The sequence below is a fragment of the Micromonospora sp. NPDC057141 genome (assembly GCF_042670805.1).
Taxonomy (GTDB): Bacteria; Actinomycetota; Actinomycetes; order Mycobacteriales; family Micromonosporaceae; genus Micromonospora.
The window spans coordinates 1-16134 of sequence record NZ_JBHUVA010000114.1 but is presented as its reverse complement, the minus strand read 5'-3'; the positions used below and the strand labels follow the sequence as shown (position 1 = coordinate 16134).

The following is a 16134-nucleotide window of genomic DNA, read 5'->3' as shown; positions in this document are numbered from 1 at the left end:
CTGTCGGGTCTGCTCGCCCTGTCGGGTCTGCTCGCCCTGTCGGGTCTGCTCGCCCTGTCGGGTCTGCTCGCCCTGTCGGGTCTGCTCGCCCTGTCGGGTCTGCTCGCCCTGTCCCGTCCGGTCGCCCTGCCCGGTCGGGTCGGGCCCGATCGTGCCGTGACCGCCCGACGCCCGACCGCCCGTGGCCCCCGTCGGCCCGCCCACGCCGGCCGGCTCCTGCCAGTGCCGTCCCGTTCGGGGGCGGCTCCCGCCGTCGTGCCGTCCGTCGACGACGGCCGCCGGGCGGCGCGTGCTGCCCGCGCCCGTCCGGGGTGCCCGCTGGACGGCGGCCGGGCTCCCGGCCGACGTTCCCGCCCCGCCGGACGTCCCGGCGGGGATCGGATCAGGGCTTCCCGCGCCGCGCGTCCGCCAGGTCACCGGCACCCTGGCCCGGGCACCGGCCGGACCCGCCCCGGCCGGGGCGGGTGCGTCGGTCAGCAGGGGCAACCCGCGTTCGGCCAGCAGCGGAACCCGGCGTGGGACGGTCGGAGCCGGCGGCGTGCCCTGCGGGACGGAATCCGGCGGCGCGCTTTGTGGTACGGAAGGGGGCGTCGCGGCGCGGGGCTGAGCCGGCGCGGGCGGCGGTGATCCCTGCGGGACGGCGGCGGAGGAGTACCCGGCGACGTTGCCGGGCACGAGCGTCGCCTGCCCGTCGATGACGGTTGGCGGCATGCCCTGCGGCATCGGGGTGCGCGGCGGCACCAGGCGGGCGGCTGCACCCGGGCCGCCGCTACCGGTTGGGGCGGCCACCGTCGGGGGGTCGGCTGCGGCCCCGGGCATGTTCGCGGGCCGCCACCGGAGTCGCTGGACCACCGGCCGGGACGGCGTCCCGGCGGCACCGTCCGACGCGCCGCCGACCGGGGGCCGGACCGGTGCGCGTGGCGGTGCGGGAACGGCCCGGTGCGGGTCGCCTCCCGGGGCCGGTGCCGGCCGGGTTCCCTGCGCCGGTCGCGCATCCTCCGCCCGGGCGGCCGGTACGTCGGCCCGGGTCGGGCGCGTGGGCCGAGAGGTGTCACCGGCCGGGGCTGGCCGCGTCGGTGCGGGAAGTGGTCGGGCCGCACCGGCCCGAGGGACGGCGACCGACGGTGTGTCGGGCCGGGACGTCCCGGCCCGGGCGGTGCCGGCAGTAAGGACGTCGGAGCTGGCCGGTGGATTCGGGCGCACCACCGGGGGTGGATCGTCGGCAGGCAGCGGTGGTCCCAGGCCGGCGCGTCCGAGCCGGTGTTCCCCGGGACCGGCCGACCGGTGCGGATCCCCGCCCGGCTGCGGGCTCGTGCCGGCACTCGTCCCACCCGGCTCCCGACCGGCCGGCGTGCGCTGCATCGTCGGCGGGGGACCGGAAGGCTCCCGGCCCGTCGGGCCGCCGCCGCCGGCGGTGGGGGCGGTGGCGGTGGTGGTGGGTCCGGTCGCAGCCGACCGCCCGGCGGCGCCGGGCCGGGCGGTCTCGGGCAGCGCGGGCAGCGGGTCGCCGAGGCCGAGCCGGGCGGCGTGGCGCACCGGGGGCGTCCCGGCGCGTCCCGGCGCAGGCCCACTGTGGACGACCGGTGCGGCCCGCCCGCCACCCGGGGCACCCGGTGCGGATCCCCCGCCGGAACCGGCGGGTGGAGCCGTGGTGCCCGATCGGCTGGACGGACCGCTGCCGGTGGCGCCGCTGGGCGAGGCGCCGGTGGAGTGGGCGGCGTCGGCGGATGCGGGGCTGGGGGCGGCCGGAACGGTGCGGTTCCGGCCGCCGGTCGGGGTGACGGGTTCGGCGGGGAGCGGGTCGGCGGCCGATCCGGGACGACCCGTCGAAGGGGGGACGGCGGTTGCCGTCGAGGGTCGCGCGGCCCGCTGGACCGTGGCCGGCGGACGGGCCGGTACGCCGGGCAGCGGCGTGCCGGCCAGCCTGCGGATCGGGGCCGGCGGCGGGGCGGTGACCAGTGCCCCGGCCCTTGTCCCAGCCGCAGCCGGCTTCGGGGCCCACGCCACCAGGGGCAGCCCCGCACCCGCAGTCGGGTCGGCGGGAAGAGCGGCGATGCGGCGTTGGACGGCGGGCAGGTGCGGCACCCGCCCCCGGCCAGCGTCGGGCCGGGTCGGGCGGGGCCGGGCCAGGTCGTGGACGACCCCGAGCGGTGCCTGGTCGCTGATCAGATGGTCGAGCGGCGCGCGCAGCGTCGGGTCGCGGTAGGTGACCAGCCGATCGGTGAACCGGGGCAGGTCGGCGACCTGGAGCGGCCCTGTGGACACCGCCCGCTGGAGCGGGGGCAGCGCCCACCAGCCGGGGCCGGCGGGATCGGCGGCGGGAACTGTGCCCCCGGGGGCGGCCGGCGGCGTCGGGCCCGCCGGCCCGGCCGGGGCGGAGGACGGGCGGGCGTCACCGACGGGGCCGGTCACCCGGGCGCGGTTGCGTTCGGTCAGCCGCCGCATCCTGTCGCGTAGCCCCATCGCGCCTCACTGACCTTCGTTCATCCTGGTGTTGATGCGGGCGATCTCCGCCACGTACCGGGCCCGTTCGGCGTGGGTGAGATCGAGGATCTCGGTGCGCGGCCAGTGGAAGTGGTACGCGACGTACGAGACCTCCTCGTGGAGCCGGTCGGCCCCGTACGTCACGATTCCCCCGGGCGACCACCGGCCAGGTCCACCTCGAACACCGACTCGCAGTCGGGGCAGGTGACCTCGGCGAGGGTGTGCCCCTCGGCGTTGATCCGCCGGTACAGGTCCTGGAGGAAGGCCAGGTCGGAGGCGAAGAGCCGCTCGACGACCTCCGCCCGTACCTGGGTGATCGTGCCCAGCCGGGTGATCACCAGGCTGAGCAGGACGATCGACAGGTACGCCGGGTTCTGCTTGACCCGCAGGTCGACCAGGGGTGCCAGTTCGTCCCGGGCGGTGGCCAGCCGCATGGCGCCGTCCCGGTGCACGGTGCCGTCCTCGTCGACGTACCCCCGGGGAAGTTGGAAGGTGAACTCCGTCTGGAGCCGGACGGGCGCGACCGGCGCGGCCACCGGCGAGGCGGCCTCCTCCGGGCCGGCGGCCGGGTCGACGAGGGTGTCGAGGCCCCCGGCCGAGACACCACGGCGTCTCATTGCGCGCTGATCTCCTCGTAGACCACGGTGACCTTCTCGGTCGCCGCCGTCGGGTCGCCGGCCTTGAGCCCCGGCCCCTCCCATTTGCTCACCCACGCGTTGGTCAGGTCGAAGCGCCGCGTCTCGGACTTGTCGGCGTTGTTGAGGATGATGCTGATGTTCTGCCGGGCCGCCTCCACCGCGCCCTTCAGGAACGTCTCCTTGATCCAGTCGGTGAAGGCGCTGCTCTTGTCGAGCCCCCGGGTGATGGTGACCTCGCCGGCCTTCCGGGCCCCGGGGATCTTCCGGATGATCAGCTCGCCGGTGGGGGTCACCGACTTGACCTCGATCGAGTCCAGCTCGACGGTCAGGCCGCTGACCTCCTGCACCAGCTCCACCTGGATGCCGCCCAGCTCCACCTGGAAGCTGTGCACGATAAGGGTGTCACCACTGGCCATCGTGGCCGCCTTTCGTCATGGTCGGTCCGGTCAGTCGCTGACCAGGCTGGTGCTGTCGGAGAACTGGGCCAGCCGGAAGACGACGAACTCGGCGGGCTTGACTGGGCAGATGCCGATCTCGCACACCACCTGGCCCCGGTCGATCACCTCCGGCGGGTTGGTCTCCCGGTCGCACTTGACGTAGAAGGCCTCGGCGGCGGTCGCCCCGAACAGGGCGCCCCGCCGCCACTCCTCCGTGAGGAAGGCGGAGATGTTGCGCCGGATCGTGCCCCACAGCCGCTGGTCGTTCGGCTCGAACACCACCCACTGGGTGCCGAGGAGGATGGACTCCTCGACGTAGTTGAACAGCCGCCGGACGTTGATGTAGCGCCACGCCGGGTCGGAGGAGAGGGTCCGCGCGCCCCAGACCCGGACGCCGCGCCCGGGGAACGCCCGGATGCAGTTGACCCCGATCGGGTTCAGCAGGTCCTGCTCGCCCTTGGTGACGTTGTTCTGCAGGTCGACCACGCCCCGGACCACCTCGTTGGCGGGGGCCTTGTGCACGCCCCGCTCGGTGTCGTTGCGGGACCAGAGGCCGGCGAGGTGCCCGCTCGGCGGCAGGAACACGCCCCGCCCGGTGCTCGGGTCGAAGACCTTCACCCAGGGGTAGTAGAGGGCCGCGTACCGGGAGTCGTAGCCGGCCTCGTCCTGCCGCCAGGCGCGGACCTGCTGGGCGGTCAACTCCGGCGGCGGGTCGAGCAGGGCCATCCGGTCGCCCATCTGCTCGCAGTGCGAGATCAGGGCGAGCTGGGCGGCCTTGACCGCCTCCAGGTCGACGACCCCCTGCTGGTACGCCCCCATCAGGTCCGGCGCGGCGACCATGGTGATCTCGTCGATGGCCTCCAGCCCGGCCAGGCCGGTGCGGGAGTCGACGTCCCCGGCGAACTCGCCGGCGGTGAGGGCGGCCGGCACGGCGTCGCCGGGGGCCGTGGGCGGGGCCAGGGTGACCGTCTGCTTGGCGGGCCGGGCCAGGGCGTTGGCCGGGGCGGCCTCCTCCATGGTGATCAGCTTGGACCGCTCGCGGACCTGGCTGACCACCGAGGTCTTGCTGTTGCGCCGGAACGAGCCGTCGTACTCCTCGGCCACCCGGCCGTCCCGGTGCACGACGAGCCGGAACCGGTCCTCGCCGGCCCCCTCGCCCTCGACGTCGGCGACCTCCACGGTGATCTCGCCACCGCTGGCGGACGGCAGGGCGGCCACCCGGAACGTGCCGAGCGCCGACGGCTCGCCGGCGGGCAGCGCCTTCTGACCGCCCCGGCCGCCGGTCTTCCGGCCGGCCGACGGGTCGCCGATCCGGACGATGTAGCAGACGCCCCCGCCGTTGGCGAAGTACCCGTACACCGCGTGCGCCAGGTAGGCGCCATCGACCATCCCGCCGAAGAGCTGGACGTACTGGCTCCAGTTGGTGACCAGGGTCGGCGCGTGGAAGGGCCCCTTCTCGGCGAACCCCAGGAAGGCGGTGACCGCGGTCCCGACGCCCTCGATGGGACGCGAACCGCTCTGCACCTCCTCCACGTACACGCCCGGGGACAGGTACGTCGGCATGCAAGCTCCTCTGCCAGGTCGGCGGACGCAGGCCAGCCTGCTCGGCCGGGGAACCGGCGGGAAGGTCCCTACGGACCGCGCGGGGGCAGACTCACGCACCACAGGGGCAGGGGCCGTGTCCTGGCCGGACGACCCTCGACCGGACGTCCGCGCCGGTCCTACGATGGCCGTCGATGCCGACCTGCGGTCGAGAGAGGTGCCCGGACATGCGTCGTCACCGGTCCGACCTGACATCGAGTTCCCAGAAGCACCAGGCGTCGGCCCGGCCGGGCCCGGCCGGCGGCCGGCAGGCCGATGCCGCCGTACCGGGACGGGCCGGTCCAGTTCGCAGCCCGCAGGAGGTCATCGCCCTACAGCGGACGGTGGGCAACCGCGCGGTGGCGGAGATGGTCGAGCAGGGCCGGCACGAGCACGGCGCGAACTGCGGGCATCCGTCGACCGAGCAGGTGCAGCGGTCGGTCGCTTCGGTGCTCGGCTCCGGCGGACGGCCGTTGGACGACGCGACCCGGGGCGACATGGAGGCCCGGCTGGGGGCGGACTTCTCCGACGTACGGATCCACGACGATGCGACGGCCCGGGCGTCGGCGGCCGGGATCGGGGCGCGGGCCTACACCTCCGGCAATCACGTGGTCCTCGGTGACGGGGGCGGGGACCGGCACACCCTGGCACACGAGTTGACCCATGTGATCCAGCAGCGGTTGGGGCCGGTGGCCGGCACCGACAACGGGGCTGGGCTGCGGATCAGCGACCCGGGCGACCGGTTCGAGCGGGAGGCCGAGGCGAACGCCGATCGCTCCCTCGCCACCGACCCCGCACCGCAGCTGGCACAGGACACCGTCGAGTTGCCCCCGCTGACGTTGCCGGGGGCGCAGACCCCGGTGCAGCGGGCGCCGAGGGCGGATGTGGACGACACGGCGACGTCGAGCAGCCGCAGGGAGCCGTACCCGGGCAGCGGCGGGCGCAGCACCCGTTCCAGCACCAGGCGGAAGGCTCAGCCGGACCTGCCGGAGGCGGACCTCAACAGCCTGCGGCTGACTTTCGCCTCCGAGTACGAGGGGCCGGCCACGCAGCGACTGGACGAGAAGCAGGACATCGGCTTCTACCAGGTCGCCACTTTGCACGCGCCGGAGAACCTGCCCCGCAGCGTGACTGCGATCTACGACTTCAAGCAGCAGGTCCGGGACAGCTTCGTCTACTACGAGGGCGTGGAGGACGACGGGCAATTCGAGAAGAAGGAGCAGCGTCTCAGCAGCTGGGCGCAGGACGGTCCCTACCAACCGGAGTACGACGAGGCCCCGGAGGCGATCTCCGTCGGGAGCAACAGCATCGAGTTCAACGACCATCCAGGCTGGTCGGGCCGGGTGGCCATGACGCCCGGCTCCTGGCTCGCCAGATACTCGGTCAGCTTCAGGTGGAAGATCAAGCGCCGGGACGCCCGGGGCGGCACCTGGACCAGCCCGGCGGTCACCCACAACTTCACCTCCCCCTTCGACCCCGACAACCCGGTGGAGTCCGCACCGGTTACGGCGGCTCCCGCCGGGAACAGCGCCTGGGACGTCACGCTCACCTAGCGGGCCGGCATCCGTCCTCAGGCGTGGCGGGGCCGTGCGCCGTTCGGCGTGGCTGAGGGTAGGACCAGCCGGCCCAGCTTGCGGTACTCGCGCTGGGCAGCCGCCATGACCATCGCCATGGTCACCGGCGTCCCGGCTGCGGCGGCCAGGTAGCCGGCGCTCACCGCGCAGGCGCGGATGCCGCCCCCGCTCAGCTCGAACGCGCGGGCACAGTGATCCAGGTCGACGTCGGCGGCCCGGGGCAGCTCGACGCCGAGGCAGCGGTCCCACAGCGCCCGCCGCTGCGCCACGTCCGGCACCGGGAAGTCGACGATCACGTCGAGCCGGCGCAGGAACGCCTCGTCCAGGTTGGCCCGCAGGTTCGTGGTCAGCACCGCCACCCCGTCGAACGACTCCATCCGCTGCAACAGGTACGCGCTCTCCAGGTTGGCGTACCGGTCGTGGGCGTCGCTGACCTCCGAGCGCTTGCCGAAGATGGCGTCGGCCTCGTCGAACAGCAGCACCCCGTTGACCCCGGCCGCCTCGGTGAAGATCCGCTCCAGGTTCTTCTCGGTCTGGCCGACGTACTTGTCGACCACCGTGGACAGGTCCACCACGTACAGGTCGAGCCCCAGGTCGGCGGCGACCACCTCGGCCGACATCGTCTTGCCCGTCCCCGAGTCCCCGGCGAACAGGGCGGTCACCCCACGACCCCGCCCCCCACCCGGGCGCAGCCGCCACCCACCCAGCACCTGCTCCCGGTGCCGTACCCGCAGCGCCAGCTCGGCGAGCTGGTCCCGGGCCGGGGTCGGGAGGACCAGGTCGTCCCAGCCGACGGCGGGCTCCACCCGCCGGGCCAGCCGCTCCAGCGCCGCCGCGTTCTGCGAGCGCACCCCCGCCCGGACATGCCGGACGGTGACCCGGTCGGCGCCGTCGAGGACCGCGTGCTGCGCCGCCGCGACCGCCGCCCGCCGCACCTGGGCGGGCGCCAGCACGTACGCGGACAGCTCCCGCTCCGGGTCGACGTCGGCGGCCAGCCCCACCGGCCGCCCGGCCAGCGCGTCCCGCCACAGCCGGGCCCGTTCCGGCGCGCCGACCGGGGCGGCGGTCACCAGCAGCGGGGACTCCTCGGCCCAGTACGGATCCCAGCGCAGCCGGCCGGTGAGCAGCACCGGCACCGGCAGGCCCGTGAGCCGGCGCAGGCGCCGGGCGTGGGCCGGGCCCGCCGCCGGGTCCAGGGCGTCGACCGGGCCGGCGACCAGCCCCGCCCGGCGCAGCCGGGCCTCCCGTACCACGGCGGCGAGGGACTGCTCCGGCGTCGGGTCGCCGACCAGCGCGTCCAGGTCGACGACCAGGACCGACCAGCCGGCGGCGGCCAGGGCGGCGCAGGCCAGCGCGTCTGCCGCCCCGCCGGCCTCCTCCCGCAGGTAGGCCAGCCGGTCACCGGCGCGGATCGCCGCCGCCAACCCGTCGGCCGCCAACCCGTCGGCCGCCAACCCGTCGGCCGCCAACCCGTCGGCGGCCGGCCGGCGCTGTCCCTGGCCCGGCCCGTCGAGCGGGGCCCCGGGCGGCCGGCGGAGCAGGCCGTCGACCCGCCCGTCGGTGGCGTCGCAGCCGAGGAGGTGGCCGGTGACCCGGTCGGGCACCCGCAGGGAACGGGTCAGGAAGGGGCGGTCCGCCTCCTCGACCAGGAGCAGACCGCCGGCCACCAGCGGGCTGGCGTGGGTGAGCCGCGCCCGGCCCGGCCCGGCGACGGGGGAGACGCCGCAGAGCGACAGGGCCAGGCCGGCCGTCGCCCGGGGGCGGGTCACGTCGTCGTTGAGGTACCCGTAGAGCTTCTCGTAGCGCCGGTCCAGGTCGGGCAGGAGCGCGATCAGCAGCAGCTCGACGTCCAGCGGGGGCAGCGCGAAGTCCTCGGCCAGCTCCCACAGCGGCACCCGGGCGCCCGCCGATCGGGCCCGCTCGGCCCACCGGTCGGCGGTGGCCACCGCCTCGGCCGCGATCTCGTCGGGGGCGGGCGGGGCGGGGCCGTCCACCAGCCGCCAGGCGTCGTCGTCGGAGACGTGCAGCCCGCGCAGCGGGTCCTCCGGGGACGGGTCGGCCGCCCGCGCCGCCGCGACGGCCCGCCGGACCCGCTGCTCCACCAGGAACAGCCGGGCCCGAAGGTACGTGGTGCCGGGCGGCTCGGCGTGGTCGGGCTCCGGGGCGGTCGCCCGGGGCCCACCGGTCGGGGCGTCGCCCGCCGGGGCAACCCGGGCATCCGCGTCGACGGAGGCGCTCACCGGCGGCCGTCCCGGATCGGCCCGCCGGTGCCCTGCCGGCGCTGCCGATCGGCGGCGGTGCCCCGCGCCCGGCGTACCCCGATGGGGGTGGCGTCGTCGACGGGGCCGGGGTGGCGCAGCCGCCGGGTCTCCGCCTCCGCCCTATCCGCCGGCCCGACGCCGGCCCGCGCCCCGGAGCGCAGCCGGAGCCCGTCGGTGACGGGCTGGACGGCGAAGGTCGCGGACGCCGCGATCGGCGTGGTCACCACCAGGTCCAGCGACGGCTTCAGCGAACCGCCGAGGGCCGACCAGATGTCGGCCAGCCCCCGGTCCCGTGACGGCGGCACCGCCACGCTCATCGGCACGGTCAGCCCCAGCTCGGCCAGCCCGCCGACCAGCCGGGCCGGGGGCAGCACGTCGTGGACGACCAGCCCGGCCAGCAGCACCGACAGCAGCCGGTGCTCGTCGCGCGGCTGCGCCGTCCACGCGGTCACCAGGTACGACAGGGCGAAGTACCGGGGCGGGCGGTGCTCGGCGACGACCGCGCCGTCCGCGTCGTACTCCTCCACCCGGCCCTCCCGGCGGTGGGTCATCTCCTCCCGGACGTCGTAGAGGAACAGGTTCACCGTCGGGGCGTTGCGCCGGGCCTCCCACTCCCGGGTCGGCGCGTCGAAGGCGAGCTGCACATCGGTGCCGGCGAGCATCTCCTCGGTCAGCAGCGCGTGCAGCGCCTCGTCCACCTCGTGGATCATCGTTGTCCCCTCACCAGCCGCGCCACAGCAGGCCGGGCGGCTGCTGGGCGGGCAGGATCACCCGGAAGTCGGTGCGGACCGTGCCGAAACCCGTGCCGGTGGCGAGGATCTTGCGGGGGCCGAGCTGGTCGCGCGGCACCACCAGCAGTTGCGCGGCGAAGGTGCCGTCGGCCGCGGGCACGGCCGGGTTCGCCGCCACGGTCAGGCCCACGCCCCACGCCAGCCGCACCGGCACGCCGGGCGGGAAGTCGGTGCCCCGGACCGAGGTGACGAAGCCGGGCGGCCCGATGTCCGGCACGGCGACGATCCGGGGCTGCAGCACCCGGAACGGGGCCTGGGCGGTGTCGTCGAGGCCGCCGTCGCCGGCCACGGTGCCGCGTACCGTCGCCGACGTCGCCGCGTCCGGGGCCAGCACGAACGCCAGGGACCGGCTGGCACCCGGGGCCAGGTCGGGGACCGGGCAGGAGGTCGCGGCGCACTCCGCCGGTCGGGTGCGCACCGGCACCCCCGCCGGCAGGGCGGGAGTGATCCGGACCCCGGTCACCGGCCGCCCGCCGGTGTTGCGGACCGTGTACGTCACCGTGACCGTCCCGCCCACGTACCCCGGAACGGGGTCGACGGTGACCGTGATGTCGAGCCCCGCCGGCGGCGGGCTGGTGGGCGGCGGGCCCGTCGGGGTCGGCGTCGGGGTGGCCGGGGGCGGGGTGGTCGTCGGCGGGGCGACCGGGACGACCGTCACCGGCACCGACGCCGCGTTGTCCGACGGCCGGGCGTCGGCCGTCCAGCCCCCGACCGTCCAGTCCAGCGGGTACGTCCCGGCGGTCACCCCGGTCAGCTCCACGCGCACCCGCACGGTGCTGCCCAGCCCGATCGGGCCCAGGTCGCAGCCCGGCGGGGCGACCTGGCAGGAGCCCACCTCCGGCTCCAGCGCGGTGACCCGGACGCCGTCGGGCACCCGCAGGTCGAGGCGGACGTTCGCCGCCGGGGTCGGCCCCCGGTCGGTCACCGTCAGCGTCAGCGTCGTGCGCTCGCCGACCCGCACCGGGGCCGGCGGCTCCGCCACCGCCGTGGCCAGGTCCACCGACCGCTGCCAGGTGGGCTTGCGGTGCCGGCCGGGGATCTCCCAGGTCAGCCCGTCCAGGACGGCGGTGTCGAAGTCGTACGTCTTGACGTACTCGGGGCTGGCCGGCTCGGCGTACCGGCGCGAGTTGAAGGCGAGCTGGTGCCCGTCCGGCGACCAGGCGACATCCCGGGGCCGGTGCGGGCCGTCCGGCGGGGCGACCAGCGGGCCGGCGCACCCCGCCCCCGGGGTCTGCGGTGCCAGCACCCGGCAGTCGCCGCCGTCGGTGCCGGTGACGACCAGCCCGTCAGGGCCCCGCCCGAACGCGATCCGGGTGCCGTCGGGCGAGAAGCTCGGGCCGTAGTCCGCCCCGACGCATCCGGGGCAGCCTGCGGCGGTCAGGTCCCGCTGCCCGGTGCCGTCGCGGGCGTCGACCGTCCAGACGTGACTGTCGGCCGCCGCTCCCTCCGGCTGTCCCCGCACCAGGGCCAGCATTGCCCCGTCCGGCGACCAGGCCGGCTGGCTGTCGGACCGGCCCGCGTCGCCGCCCGGCGGCACGGTGAGCAGGCGCTGCCCGCTGGCCACGTCGGCCACCACGATCCGGCTCGCCCCGCCCGGCTCGGCCAGGGCGTACGCGACCCGGGTGCCGTCCGGCGACCACGCCGGGTCGGTCTCGACGTCGGCGTCCCCGCGACCGGCGAGGGGGAGCAGCCGGGGATCGCCACCGTCGGCGTCGACGACCCAGAGGCGGGACACCCGACGCCCGGCCACGGTCTCGAACCGGTTCACCACGATCCGCCGCCCGTCCGGCGAATAGTCGGGGCGGGCCGTCCACGGGTCGCCGTCGACGGGCCGCCACAGCAGGTCCGGATCCGTCGCCGCGCCCGGATCCTCCCGCAGCACGGTCAGCCCGAGGTCACGGGGGTCGGTCGCGTCGGGACGGACGTCCTGCAACGTCACCGTGTACCGGTCCGGCGCGGTCGTCCGGCTGACCAGCAGCACCGGTGCGCCGCCGCCCGGCGGGACGTACCAGGCGGGGTCGCCGACGAGGCGGTCCTCGGCGAGGCGGAGCACCGCCTCGCACGGGCACCAGTCGGGGCGCGGCACCCCCGTGTAGACCAGGTCGACCGGCCCTCGCGTCTCGTCGGCGCCGGTGGTCCGGCTGAGGAACGCCAGCGTCGTCCCGTCCGGCGACCAGCTCGGCTGGTGGCTGTCCCACGACGGGGCGAGCAGCAGCCGGTCGTCGCCGCCTGCGGTGTCGACCAGGTGGATCTGCCGAGCGTCCGGGTCCTGCGGCGCGGCGGTGTACGCGATCCGGTCGTGCGCCGGGTCCGGGTCCCACGCGGGCTCCCCGGCACCCTCCGGCCGGGTGGTCAGGGCGGTTGCCGGCCCGCCGTCGACCGGCATCCGGTGCACCTGCGGCACGCCCGCGTCGTCCCGCCGCTCGAACGCCAGCGCGGTGCCGTCCGGCGACCACGTGGGCCGGCGGTTGTCGCCGGTGCCGTCGGTGACCTGCCGCAGCCCGGTGCCGTCGACGCCGACCACGAAGATGTCGTGCCAGCTCCCCACACCCTCCCGGGTCTGCGCGAAGGCGACCCGGGTGCCGTCCGGCGACACCGACGGCGAGCCGGCCACCTGCGTGGGGTCGTCGACCAGGCCGGTCGGCTCCCCCGAGCCACGGCGGACCCACAGCTGGGCCAGCTCCGACCCGCGCCGGCTGACCCAGGCGACCACGTCCCCCGTGGCGGACACCTCGTCGTCGAAGTGCGCCGGCCCACCGCCGAACAGCGGCGGCGCGGTCGCCTCCGCCCCGGTGCCGGAGACCACCCCGATGCTGCGGTGCCCGGTGCCCAGGTAGGCCACCCGCAGGTCGGTGACCGGCGGCGGGTCGGCCGGCTCGGCGTACGACACCCCGTCGGGCGGGACGCCCAGCGCCCACGCGCCCAGCAGCGCGGCGACCGCCGTCGCGGCGGCGACGAGGGGAGACCTCCGGGTGGGACGCAATCGGCACCTCGACGGGAGACGGCGGGTGGGCCGGTGGCGGGCGGCCACGTCGCGCACGGCCACGTCGCGCACGGCCCAGAGGGCCATCGTGGCCGTCCGCCACCGCCCGGCACAGGGACCGCCGGCCAGGGACCGGGGCAGAACCGCCGGCGGTACGGGCAACCGTCGCCCGTCCCGGCGGACCCGATCCCCGCCCGGCGGCCCGGCGCAGCTCGGATCCGGCGACTCAGATCAGGTCGTGCCGCAGCGCGTACGCCACCGCGTGCGCCCGGTTGCGCAGGTGCAGCCGGGTGGTCATGCCGTGCACCACGTTCTTCACGGTCCGTTCCGAGTACGACAGCTTCGCCGCGATCTCCCGCGTCTCGAACCCGTCGGCGACCAGCCGCAGCACGTCCACCTCCCGGGAGCTCAGCCCGCCCACGCTCATCCCCCGGGGGTCGAGCACCTCCCGCTGGAGGCGGCGCATCTGGTTCAGCAACCGACCGAGCAGGTCGGCGGGGACGCTTGCCTCGCCCCGCGCCGCCGACAGGATCACCTCGACCAGACGGCCGGCGGACGCCTCGCTGCGGCGTACCACCCCCACCACCCCGCACTCGACGGCGGCCGACAGCTGGGCGTCGTCGATGGTGGCCGGCACCAGCACCAGCCGGTTCTGTTCCCGGCGCAGCTGCCGCAGGGCCTGCACCCCCTGCGGGGTCAGGCTGTCCACGACGACCAGGGTGACCGCCGCGTCGGCGGCGTCCGCCTGGGCCAGCACCCTGACCTCCGGACGACCCGTGAGCTGGCCCGTCACGCCCGTCCACGAGATCGGATCCGTCGCGTGCACGTAGACCGGTATCCGCTGCATCCTCGCCTCCTCGCTCCCCGCGCCGACGGCCCGCGCGCCGACGGCACGGCGAGTATGGGTGCGGTGTCTTTGCGTGCACTTAACGTCGCCCGACGGGCAGCGACCTCTGCCCGCCGTCGTACCCCGATGGCCCCTGACAGGCGGGGAACGCGCTCCTACGCTCCAGCAGATGCGCGCATCGGCGAATCTGGCCAGCCCCTCGGTGAGCGTCGCCCCCGGCGGCGAGGTCGAGGTCCCGGTCACCGTGCGGAACGCCGGCGACACGGTCGAGGCGTACCGGTTCGAGATCCTCGGCGTGCCGCACGAGTGGGTGACCGTGCAACCGCCGACCCTCAACCTCTACCCGGCGGGCTCGGACACCGTGACGGTCACCTTCCGCCCGCCCCGCTCCGCTCGGGTGGACGCCGGGGACCGGCCCTTCGGCGTCCGGGTGGTCCCCGCCGAACACCCCGACTCGGCGGTCGTGGAGGAGGGCGTCCTCACCGTCGAGCCGTTCTCCGAGGTGGCGGCGCAGGTGCAGCCGCCGTCGCGTAGCGGGCTGCGCGGCGCCCGCTACCGCATCGACACCGACAACCTCGGCAACGTGACCGAGCAGGTCGGCCTCGCCGCCGCCGAGGGCACCGACCAGGTGACGTTCGCGCTGCCCGCCGAGCCGGTCACCGTACCCAACGGCACCCGCGCCGAGACCCCGCTTCGGGTACGCGCCCGCCGGCTGCTCTGGTGGGGCCCGCCGAAGGAGTACCCGTTCGCCGTCGAGCTGCGCACCTCCGACGGCCGGACCCGTGGCCTGGACGCCGTCTTCGTCCAGCGCCCGATCATCTCGGCGGGGCTGCTGAAGCTGCTGGCGGCGCTGCTGGCCCTGGTGCTGGCGTTGGCCGCGATCTGGTTCGGGCTGCTGCGGCCGCAGGTGGAGACCGCCGCCCGGGAGGCGGTGGAGGCGGAGAAGGCCCGGCAGGTCGCGCAGGGCGAGCCGGTGCCCACCGCCGCACCGAACCCGGCCCCGACGACCGCCCCGCCCGGCGGCGGCGCCCCGGGCGGCGGCAACCCCGGCGGCGGCACCTCCGGCGACGGCGGGGTGGGTGGCCCCGCCGGTGGCCTCGGCGGCGAGCAGTTCTCCGTCGCCATCACCTTCCGCACCAGCCCGAACGGGTCGGCGGAGCGCAGCTACACGGTCCCGGCGGGGAAGACCTTCCTGCTCACCGACTTCCTGGTCGACAACGTGCAGGGCGACGAGGGCACGCTGACGGTCACCGCGAACCAGGTGCGGGTGGTCACCTACGCCCTGGAGAACTTCCGCAACCAGGACTACCACTCGGTCACCCCGATCCGGATACCCGCCCGGGGCAGGGTGACCCTGACGGTGGTCTGCCGGCGCCCCGGCGCTCCGGCCAACGCCCCCCGCGCCACCACCTGCCGCGAGTCGCTCTACCTCAACGGCGTGCTCAGGGAGAACCCGGACCCGGAGGACTGACACCGCGCGTCCCGTGCCGGCCGGCCCGGTACCGCTGCCCGAGGTTCGCCACCTGCTCCCGGTCCGGGTTGAACACGTCGTGGTACGCGAACACCGGGTACCCCTCCGCCGTGCCCGGCACGTCGGCGCGCACCCGGTTCGGGTCGGTGTACATCCCCATGACGGCCCGGCCGGCGATCTCCCGGGTCACCTCGACGTGCGCCGCGTCGTCCTTGCCGGCGGCCCGCGCCATGTCCTTGAGCGACGGCACCCGCTCAAGCCGGGGGCACGGTCACCAGGTTCTGGAGCGGGCCTGCTGGCATACTCGCGGACCATGGTGCTGTCGCGCGGGTGGGCGCTCTTCCTCGTCGGGGTCGGCGCGTGGACGTGGGTGATCTGGCCCCGGTTCGCCGTCGCCATCTGGAACGACCCTCGTGCCTGGGCCGGCGGCGCCGTCGGCGAGGGGGCGCCCACCGGGTTTCTCTGGATCCATGCCCTGCTGATCGCGGCGTCCCTGGCGATCGGCAGCACGGTCGGCGTCCTCGGCGTACGGGGCTGGCGGGCCGCCCGCAACCGGGGCTGACCCGTTGAGCTGCGGGTATCTTCGGTCACGAATGGTGTGACGTGGGCCTCTACCCCCCGATTTGACGTTGAAACCCCGGGACGCGTAACTTTCTCTCTGCCAGCGCGGAACGGACGAAACAGGGCGAAAGTCCTGAAGGCCGGAGCGCGGGACAGCACAGCTCGGCCCTGCAGGGACGAGTCGGGCGGGGCCACCGGATCTGCCGCAGGGCGGATTTGGAGCGGCGAAACCGACCGGGTAAGGTACGCAACCGGCGGGGAACCGGGCGCGATCGTGGGAGACCACGGCGGCCGGCCTGCCAAATCCGATGATCACGAGCAGCGGTTCGCTGCTGCGCGCGATCATGAGCGCAATACCCGTACGAAGCACGACAGACCGGGATACATGGTTTGACACGGCGGAGACGGTGAGGTAACGTAGTAAAAGTGCCCGGCGCGAGAGTGGCGGGTGGTAGGGAGAGCGAGTTGCCCCGGATGGGGGTCCTCTTGGTGGGGGGCTTTCGGAT

General features: G+C 75.7%; 11 protein-coding genes and 2 pseudogenes. 3 read left to right on the top strand and 10 right to left on the bottom strand.

All coding sequences use genetic code 11. The features are described 5' to 3' along the window. The 5 genes and pseudogenes from ACFT41_RS30395 to ACFT41_RS30375 form a co-directional block, all read right to left on the bottom strand. Positions 1–2463, bottom strand: a pseudogene (locus ACFT41_RS30395) (hypothetical protein); the annotation flags it as partial. Positions 2464–2469: 6 nt separating this feature from the next. Continuing rightward, positions 2470–2628, bottom strand: a complete 159-nt coding sequence (locus ACFT41_RS30390; protein WP_176734857.1) for a DUF6760 family protein — start codon at positions 2626–2628, stop codon at positions 2470–2472. Then, positions 2625–3101 carry a hypothetical protein gene (locus tag ACFT41_RS30385; protein ID WP_377588238.1) on the bottom strand — a complete coding sequence of 159 codons (477 nt, stop codon included), beginning with the start codon at positions 3099–3101 and terminating at the stop codon, positions 2625–2627. Before ACFT41_RS30385 ends, ACFT41_RS30390 begins: the two co-directional genes overlap by 4 nt. Then, complete coding sequence (locus ACFT41_RS30380; RefSeq protein WP_229403206.1) at positions 3098–3538, bottom strand: phage tail protein; 441 nt, start codon at positions 3536–3538, stop codon at positions 3098–3100. The genes ACFT41_RS30385 and ACFT41_RS30380 overlap by 4 nt, the downstream gene beginning before the upstream one ends. 30 nt (positions 3539–3568) lie before the next feature. Beyond that, entirely contained in the window at positions 3569–5122 is a 1554-nt protein-coding gene (locus ACFT41_RS30375; RefSeq protein WP_377588237.1) for a phage tail sheath family protein, read from the bottom strand. Between the two features lie 206 nt (positions 5123–5328). On the opposite strand from ACFT41_RS30375, the gene ACFT41_RS30370 reads away from it, so the two are divergent. Continuing rightward, a complete protein-coding gene (locus ACFT41_RS30370; protein ID WP_377588236.1) occupies positions 5329–6693 on the top strand; it encodes a DUF4157 domain-containing protein in 1365 nt (454 codons plus the stop codon). A gap of 17 nt (positions 6694–6710) precedes the next feature. On the opposite strand, the gene ACFT41_RS30365 is transcribed toward ACFT41_RS30370, so the two are convergent. From ACFT41_RS30365 to ACFT41_RS30350, 4 genes are all read right to left on the bottom strand, one after another. Beyond that, the gene (locus ACFT41_RS30365) at positions 6711–8954 is read right to left on the bottom strand and encodes an AAA family ATPase (RefSeq protein WP_377588235.1); all 2244 of its coding nucleotides are present in this window, start codon (positions 8952–8954) and stop codon (positions 6711–6713) included. Then, complete coding sequence (locus ACFT41_RS30360) at positions 8951–9685, bottom strand: DUF4255 domain-containing protein (protein ID WP_377588234.1); 735 nt, start codon at positions 9683–9685, stop codon at positions 8951–8953. The genes ACFT41_RS30365 and ACFT41_RS30360 overlap by 4 nt, the downstream gene beginning before the upstream one ends. 10 nt (positions 9686–9695) lie before the next feature. Beyond that, positions 9696–12836 carry a hypothetical protein gene (locus ACFT41_RS30355; RefSeq protein WP_377588233.1) on the bottom strand — a complete coding sequence of 1047 codons (3141 nt, stop codon included), beginning with the start codon at positions 12834–12836 and terminating at the stop codon, positions 9696–9698. A gap of 139 nt (positions 12837–12975) precedes the next feature. Beyond that, on the bottom strand, positions 12976–13596 hold the full coding sequence (locus ACFT41_RS30350) for a response regulator transcription factor (RefSeq protein ID WP_377588232.1): 621 nt from the start codon (positions 13594–13596) through the stop codon (positions 12976–12978). Between the two features lie 169 nt (positions 13597–13765). Here ACFT41_RS30350 and ACFT41_RS30345 point away from each other — a divergent pair, with 169 nt between their 5' ends. After that, a complete protein-coding gene (locus tag ACFT41_RS30345) occupies positions 13766–15067 on the top strand; it encodes a hypothetical protein (protein ID WP_377588231.1) in 1302 nt (433 codons plus the stop codon). A 10-nt stretch (positions 15068–15077) separates the two neighbouring features. Here the strand turns inward: ACFT41_RS30345 and ACFT41_RS30340 are convergent. Continuing rightward, a pseudogene (locus tag ACFT41_RS30340) lies at positions 15078–15351 on the bottom strand (tryptophan--tRNA ligase); the annotation flags it as partial. Positions 15352–15380: 29 nt separating this feature from the next. Between ACFT41_RS30340 and ACFT41_RS30335 the strand changes: the two are divergent. Beyond that, positions 15381–15629 (top strand): SCO4848 family membrane protein, encoded by a 249-nt coding sequence (locus ACFT41_RS30335; RefSeq protein WP_377588230.1) that lies wholly within the window; start codon positions 15381–15383, stop codon positions 15627–15629. The last annotated feature ends 505 nt before the right edge of the window (positions 15630–16134 follow it).

Bases quoted from the DNA above. Each gene is read 5' to 3' on its own strand.
- ACFT41_RS30380 (WP_229403206.1), bottom strand. From the start codon at position 3,538: ATGGCCAGTGGTGACACCCTTATCGTGCACAGCTTCCAGGTGGAGCTG.
- ACFT41_RS30345 (WP_377588231.1), top strand. From the start codon at position 13,766: ATGCGCGCATCGGCGAATCTGGCCAGCCCCTCGGTGAGCGTCGCCCCC.
- ACFT41_RS30385 (WP_377588238.1), bottom strand. From the start codon at position 3,101: ATGAGACGCCGTGGTGTCTCGGCCGGGGGCCTCGACACCCTCGTCGAC.
- ACFT41_RS30360 (WP_377588234.1), bottom strand. From the start codon at position 9,685: ATGATCCACGAGGTGGACGAGGCGCTGCACGCGCTGCTGACCGAGGAG.
- ACFT41_RS30375 (WP_377588237.1), bottom strand. From the start codon at position 5,122: ATGCCGACGTACCTGTCCCCGGGCGTGTACGTGGAGGAGGTGCAGAGC.
- ACFT41_RS30355 (WP_377588233.1), bottom strand. From the start codon at position 12,836: ATGGCCCTCTGGGCCGTGCGCGACGTGGCCGTGCGCGACGTGGCCGCC.
- ACFT41_RS30335 (WP_377588230.1), top strand. From the start codon at position 15,381: ATGGTGCTGTCGCGCGGGTGGGCGCTCTTCCTCGTCGGGGTCGGCGCG.
- ACFT41_RS30370 (WP_377588236.1), top strand. From the start codon at position 5,329: ATGCGTCGTCACCGGTCCGACCTGACATCGAGTTCCCAGAAGCACCAG.
- ACFT41_RS30350 (WP_377588232.1), bottom strand. From the start codon at position 13,596: ATGCAGCGGATACCGGTCTACGTGCACGCGACGGATCCGATCTCGTGG.